The sequence below is a fragment of the Lactiplantibacillus paraxiangfangensis genome (assembly GCF_036246185.1).
GTDB classification, from domain to species: domain Bacteria; phylum Bacillota; class Bacilli; order Lactobacillales; family Lactobacillaceae; genus Lactiplantibacillus; species Lactiplantibacillus paraxiangfangensis.
The window spans coordinates 40,439-46,621 of the sequence record NZ_BTPW01000023.1 but is presented as its reverse complement, the minus strand read 5'-3'; the positions used below and the strand labels follow the sequence as shown (position 1 = coordinate 46,621).

Annotated in this window: 7 protein-coding genes; 5 read left to right on the top strand and 2 right to left on the bottom strand. The window is 39.9% G+C overall.

Translation table 11 applies throughout. The features are described from left to right. On the bottom strand, positions 1-337 hold a 337-nt coding region (locus AAA939_RS12105), incomplete at its 3' end, for a transposase family protein (RefSeq protein WP_338230516.1). 603 nt (positions 338-940) lie between these two features. Here AAA939_RS12105 and AAA939_RS12100 point away from each other — a divergent pair. The 4 genes from AAA939_RS12100 to AAA939_RS12085 all read left to right on the top strand — a co-directional run bounded on the left by AAA939_RS12100 (position 941) and on the right by AAA939_RS12085 (position 4,810). Next, positions 941-1,339 (top strand): MarR family winged helix-turn-helix transcriptional regulator, encoded by a 399-nt coding sequence (locus tag AAA939_RS12100; RefSeq protein WP_338211127.1) that lies wholly within the window; start codon positions 941-943, stop codon positions 1,337-1,339. 138 nt (positions 1,340-1,477) lie between these two features. Next, complete coding sequence (locus AAA939_RS12095) at positions 1,478-2,047, top strand: tyrosine-type recombinase/integrase (RefSeq protein ID WP_338211125.1); 570 nt, start codon at positions 1,478-1,480, stop codon at positions 2,045-2,047. 289 nt (positions 2,048-2,336) lie between these two features. After that, positions 2,337-4,271: an AAA family ATPase gene (locus AAA939_RS12090; protein WP_338211123.1), complete on the top strand. Its 1,935-nt coding sequence runs from the start codon at positions 2,337-2,339 to the stop codon at positions 4,269-4,271. Positions 4,272-4,303: 32 nt separating this feature from the next. Beyond that, entirely contained in the window at positions 4,304-4,810 is a 507-nt protein-coding gene (locus tag AAA939_RS12085; protein WP_338211121.1) for a hypothetical protein, read from the top strand. Positions 4,811-4,907: 97 nt separating this feature from the next. Here the strand turns inward: AAA939_RS12085 and AAA939_RS12080 are convergent, their stop codons facing one another. Continuing rightward, on the bottom strand, positions 4,908-5,078 hold the full coding sequence (locus tag AAA939_RS12080; protein WP_338211119.1) for a hypothetical protein: 171 nt from the start codon (positions 5,076-5,078) through the stop codon (positions 4,908-4,910). Between the two features lie 285 nt (positions 5,079-5,363). On the opposite strand from AAA939_RS12080, the gene AAA939_RS12075 reads away from it, so the two are divergent. Then, positions 5,364-6,074: a YoaK family protein gene (locus AAA939_RS12075; RefSeq protein WP_338211118.1), complete on the top strand. Its 711-nt coding sequence runs from the start codon at positions 5,364-5,366 to the stop codon at positions 6,072-6,074. Positions 6,075-6,183: the final 109 nt, after the last annotated feature.

The window sequence follows — 6,183 nt, the reverse complement described above, 5'->3', positions numbered from 1 at the left end:
AGATAATCATTTGCTTCGTATCTTCTGAGATCTGGCAATGTGGCTTAACTAATGATGTTTGTGCGCTAAAAGTATGCTTACAGGAGTTACACCGATAACGTTGCTTACGCAATTTTAAAATAATTGGTCGTTCTTTGACTGGGGGCATTCTGACATTAATTAGGTTAGTCCCAAAACGCACTACTTCGGGCTGGCCACAAAGTGGGCAGTTCTCTAAAGGATAGGTCAGTTTGGCGTGAACAACCTGTTTGCTTGGATCACTACTATCAATATCAGTACAAATAATATTTGGGTCTTTAATTTGAAGAGTATCTTCGATAAAATGGTTTTGGGACATCTTTTCTCACTTGCCTTTACTTTTACTTTGGTCGGTACAGTGGTGCATTGGGGGAGTTGTCCTTTTTATTTTACACAAAAACTGGGTGTTGATGGAAATCCATCAACACCCAATATTCTAGAGCCAATTAAATTGGGACCAGATGAATCCAAAATAGAAGCCTTATAATTGGCCCAATAAAGTTGAGTGCAAAGGAATCATACACGTGCTATGACGGGCGTGATGCTTATTTGAAGATAACTTATCCGTGATTAACAGCAATCTAAATTTAACAATGAAGGCGGAACCAAAGGCCAATTATGGGCTAAACGAACGTTTGTAGAAACATTGGAATTATGTAATAATAAAAATTGTAACCAAGTTGGTTAGTTCAATAAACAATTAATTTAGGTCATTAATTCGCAATCTTTTTAAAAAAGTTATGCGAATAACTGACTGGTACGACTGCTTTTATTTAACTTATGTAACTACGAGCTTCAATTAATTATCGGGATAAATCCAATGATGACGGCAATCACTTCGCATGATTTTTTTAAAAATCGTGCGAACCGGATGACTGGTTTTATTTTGGCTTGAGTTTTTAGATTGATCGAGGAGGAATCAATGGTGGAAGATGTTTTTGACTATGTTTTAGATGTGATGCGTTTAGAACGGTTGCTTAAGCGCTTAACGTCTAGTTGGTCTGCTCAAACGGGACTTAGTTTGAATGAATTACGAATATTATTATACGTTTCTGTATATCCCAATCAGCCAATTGGAAAGGTTGCGCAGTCGCTGGATATCTCAAAAGGATCGTTAGCACAGTCGATTGGGGCACTCACGCATGATGGGTGGATTCAAAGTGAACCTAGTTTACCCGACCGGCGCTTACGGAACTTGGCATTGACAGATGCTGGAATTCAGCGGGTCGCAACGATTAAGGAGGGGCTGACGACCACGTTAGACACCCCGACGACGCAATCCTTTACTGAGCATTTAAGTCATTTGAATAAGAAATTATAACGACGACCGGCACGGGTAATTCCGTGGCGGTTAATTATTTTTATAATGAATAAAATAACGGTTGTATTCAATTATAACGAGTACAATTGAATATAGAATGATTTAAATGCTTGAATTGATTGTTGAGGGAAAAATGGAATGCACTATAATGTAGAACCTTTACGCACTAAACAGGAAATTGATGATTTTCTGTGGGCCGTCGCCCGGACCCAACACGGCCAACGTAACCGAATGATTGTGTTACTCGGTATAAACACCGGTCTAAGAATGAGTGATATTTTAAAGTTAAAAGTGGGTCAAGTTCGTAATAAGGATCGAGCGATGATTATTGAACAGAAGACTGGCAAGAAACGGTGGCTGTTTCTAAAAAATTTACGGGGAGAACTTTTTAAGTATACACGCTACCGTGATGACATGGCGCCACTGTTTCCAAGTGGTCGTGGTAACGCAGCAATTACCGTCAACGGCATTTACCGTGCGTTTCAAGCGGCCAGTCAGTTATTAGACCGCAGTGATATTGGCACCCACACACTACGGAAAACCTTTGGCTATCACTATTACCAACAGACGCACGATATTGCGGGGTTAATGATGATTTTTAACCATTCCAGCGAGCAAGTGACTAAACGCTACATTGGGATTGAACGGGACAATATTGAACGCCAGTTGACCAATTTTGTCTTGGGGATTTATCCAGATAATGAGTAACAATTAGCCAAATAACGGATCTGAAAAGTTGATTTCAGACCCGTTTTTGTATTTTGTGATAATGAGATATTTTATTGGAGCCGTTCAGCAAAAGAAATTTTGTGTATAATGAAGATACTAATGCTGCCATTAATTATTTAGCCATGTAAATGATGAAAGATAGTGGCTTAATTAAGTTGGCATATAGTCGGTACGAATAAACGAAAAGTAGCGTGCTGACGTTGTGAATTAATACAATAGGATTTAGGGCAAACATAGGTAAAGACACTTAAAAGGAGTGGTAGCGGTAATGAATTATTACTTAGTTGGGGAAAAGAAACGATCCCTTTTCAGTAGGCAATCTACTTGGGATTTCAACGACGCGCTGGAGGCGGCTGAAGACGGCGATGTGATTGAAATTGAAGAGGGCTTTTGCCCCATCAATAGTCAGGATAATCAGTCCACCGTTATCAGAAAAAACATCACAATTCAGGGGCATGTAACTGTAAATGATCAGGGGGGCCAAACCTTTACGAACACCCTTGATGGTATTGTTGTAACAGATGGTGCTCAGGTCACGTTAAAGGATGTTTGTATTCAAAAGAACATCGACAAAAGTAATAATATTGGTGTTCGCAAAGGCAGTACTCTAATCGCTGATAACGTCTATATTCGTTCCACGGTCGAAAGCGGAACCATGTATCCAATCGTTTACATTGACGGTAAGTCGCACGCAAAGTTTAATCGGGTTCAAATTGACGCCGGAAAGACACAGGATAAGAAAAATGAAGTCTATGTTTCGGATGCAAGTTTAGATTTAGTGAATTCTATCATTTATGTACGGGTGCTGGCAACGAACGCAACGGTGATTTGTCAGCAATCAACGATTAATTGTCAGGTTGCGAATGCTATTTATAGCGAAAAGAATAGTCATGTTACGATTGAATCTTCAACGCTTATTGGCGGCCTTAGCACACCCAAAACCTTTTTTGCTTGTGTTCGAGTATTCGACTCGCAACTAACTATTATGAATAGTTCGATTAATCAGCCTAAGCTTAATCGGGCCCTTTTGGTTACCAATGGAAAAGTGACGCTTACTGGTGGTTCCATTGACTCAATGAAAGTCACAAGTTCAACTGTGACCATCGATGAGACCGTTATTCAGGAAAGTTTAATAGCTGAGAAAAAGTCAACGATATCGGCCAAACGCTTCTTTATCGTTGGTAAGGAGAATGGAACAGTCAATTTGTATATGTCTAGTGATTCTTCGATTAAAGCTGATCGAATCAATTTTGGTATCCTCACTAACCCGAATATCAAGTTGGAACGAAACGTTGATTTTAAAGTCGGTGTCGTAGGCCATAATCAATATGATCAAGAGAAACAGGCCTTTTTAGTTGATGAAAACAATAACTATGTGCCAGCTGCAACTAAGGGTAAAATCACTTACTTTGGCGATTTGACGGCTTATGAGCAATTAAACAATATGATTGGTATTAAGAATGTCAAAGACGAAGTCAATGAATTCATTGCTATTGCTGAGATGAATAAGAAGCGTAAGGATAAAGGTCTAAGTGATTCAGCGATGACGTTACATTCACTGTTTTTAGGCAATCCCGGGACGGGGAAAACGACGGTCGCTAGAATCCTTGGAAAAGTGCTATATGAAAAGAAAATTATTGCCAATCAAAAATTCATTGAAGTTTCTAGATCTGATTTAGTTGGCCAATACGTTGGTCAAACGGCGGTTAAAACGCGTGAAGTGCTAGAATCAGCCCTTGGAGGTGTTCTATTCGTCGATGAAGCGTACACGTTAGCAAGTGGTGGCAAAAATGATTTTGGTTCCGAAGCGATTGATGAAATTCTGAAGTTTATGGAAGATCATCGGAGTGACATCGTCATTATCTTTGCCGGCTATACGGATAGTATGGAAAAGTTCTTACAAATGAACGAAGGGCTTAAGAGTCGGATTCCAAATAGCTTTAATTTTGAAGACTACACCCAGGATGAACTAGTTCAAATTGGGTTATTGGATCTTAAAAAGAAGAAATACCGCGTGGATGAAGCGACTTATACTGAGCTGGTACACCATAATTTTGAACAGTCTGACGACCACAGTAATGGGCGTTGGATTCGGAATTTAAACGAACGACTGGTCAGAAAAATGGCCGTTCGAATTGCGGGCAACGAGCAAGCTGATTTGTCATTGATTACGGCACAAGATTTGAATGCAGCTAAGTTATAAATTGTAACTGATTATAAAAAGGGGTAAGAAATATGTCAGAACAACGGCACTATGTTAAACCACCAAAGCAAAAGCGTCATACGACCACTACTACGGGGGGAAAGTTAAAAGCATCAGCGTACTTACATCCGGATTATCGCAAACGTAAATTGTTTCACCTAGTGATTGTGATTCCAGTCGTATGGATGTTGTACGGTCTAATTATTTCAGCCATTTTATTCGGGGGAATTATGAGTAATAATGGTTTTGAACAGTCAGCTTCACTATCCGTTATTTTTATCATCCAAGTTTTATTAACAGGACTTAGTGCGTATTTTTATCCATTTTCACTGTACTGGTACCGCGAGAGTTTTGTTGGCCGGTTACTAAACGGAATGTGGTACTTTGGTGGCTTTTGGTCAGTTATTGGCCGAACGATTGCAACACTTATTGGTGGGGTTATTATTGCCGGCGTGTTATCACCAATTGCGGGGCCACTGATGTTAAAGAAGTGCCGTGAAAAAAACATGGTCATTGGTGATGTCAAAGACTTCGAGTAATTGATTTAATAAGGCGTTATATGACTAAAAAAGCTAGCCCAGTTCTGAGTCGTTAGACGATCAGAGACTGGGCTAGCTTTTTTTAAACTGTGCACTTTTATTTGGCGTCCCAAACGGTCAAGTCGGCCGCTTGGAAATAGAGTTGTTGGCTAACACCAATCCGAACCAAGTACTGGTCCTTGGCGGCATCGTAAAAAATGACGATTCCAGGGACGCCGGTGTAAGGTGCGGGAAGTTTAACGGTGGTGCCAATTTTAATTTCAGGCATAATGGGATGCTCCTTTTGAGTTGAACGTTTTAGATACAGGATTTTTTATAAGAAATATTTTAAGACCTAAAATGATGCACTTTCATCATATCATAATCTAATGATTGTATATAGCAAGTACTAGTGGAGATGAGAGATGTATATAGAAAGTTGGGTGATTATCTAGCCTGTATGACGTTATAAAGTCAAAAAAATTTGCGAGCTTCTTTGCTGTATTCCCGAAGATATTCCTTGTTAAAATGTGTCCGTTAAATGATTTAAAGTGCAGACGATGGAGTTGATCATATGGATCAAACGGTTACAAGGCAATTTAGGCCTGCAACGGAAACGATTTTAACGTTAGGGGCAACCCTTTCCATGGGAATGGTTGACGCCGATACGTATTTGAATCGGGGAGCAGTTTTTGTTAGTGCTCAAACCGGAAACCTGGTGGTGTTTGTTGTCAAATTAGTTCAGCACGGCTGGGGGACTGCGTGGGTAAACGTTCCAGTCTGGATTGGTTATTTTTTAGGTTGTTTTGGTGCTCAGGCGTTAAGTGAATTTCTTGGCGACGGTGATCACCGGAAACATATGCGGTGGTTAATGTTGTTGGATGCAGCTGCCTACTTGGCATTAGCTTATTTTCAGACGATTTTACCAACTGTATTTTTGATTTTTCTCTTGGGCTTGATGGCAGGGTATGATTTGACGATTTTTCGACAGGTTGGTGGTATCGCCATTAACAATGGCATTATGACGGGCAATACAAAGAGTCTTGCCGTTAGCAGTTACAAAGGCTTGATTGATGGCGACCGCAACGCAAGAAAAGCACAATTGAACATCTTACTAGTCATTTTAACCTTTATCGCCGGCTGTGCCTTAGGAGCTAGTGTCCGGCAATGGGGGCTGTCATCGTTGGACGCGTTGTGGTTGGTGACAGTCTTGAAAGTCTTATTATTACTTTGGTTATTTGTTCCGGCTGCAATGGCAAGGCCAGCGTCAGTAACGGAAAAATAGGCAAGCTTTGTTAGTAAGGATATTTCACTATCTTTGACAAATGGATTCAATTGTAAGAATATAATGATGTTTTTATAATTAATATTATTAAAAAATAACGTTGGGGGTT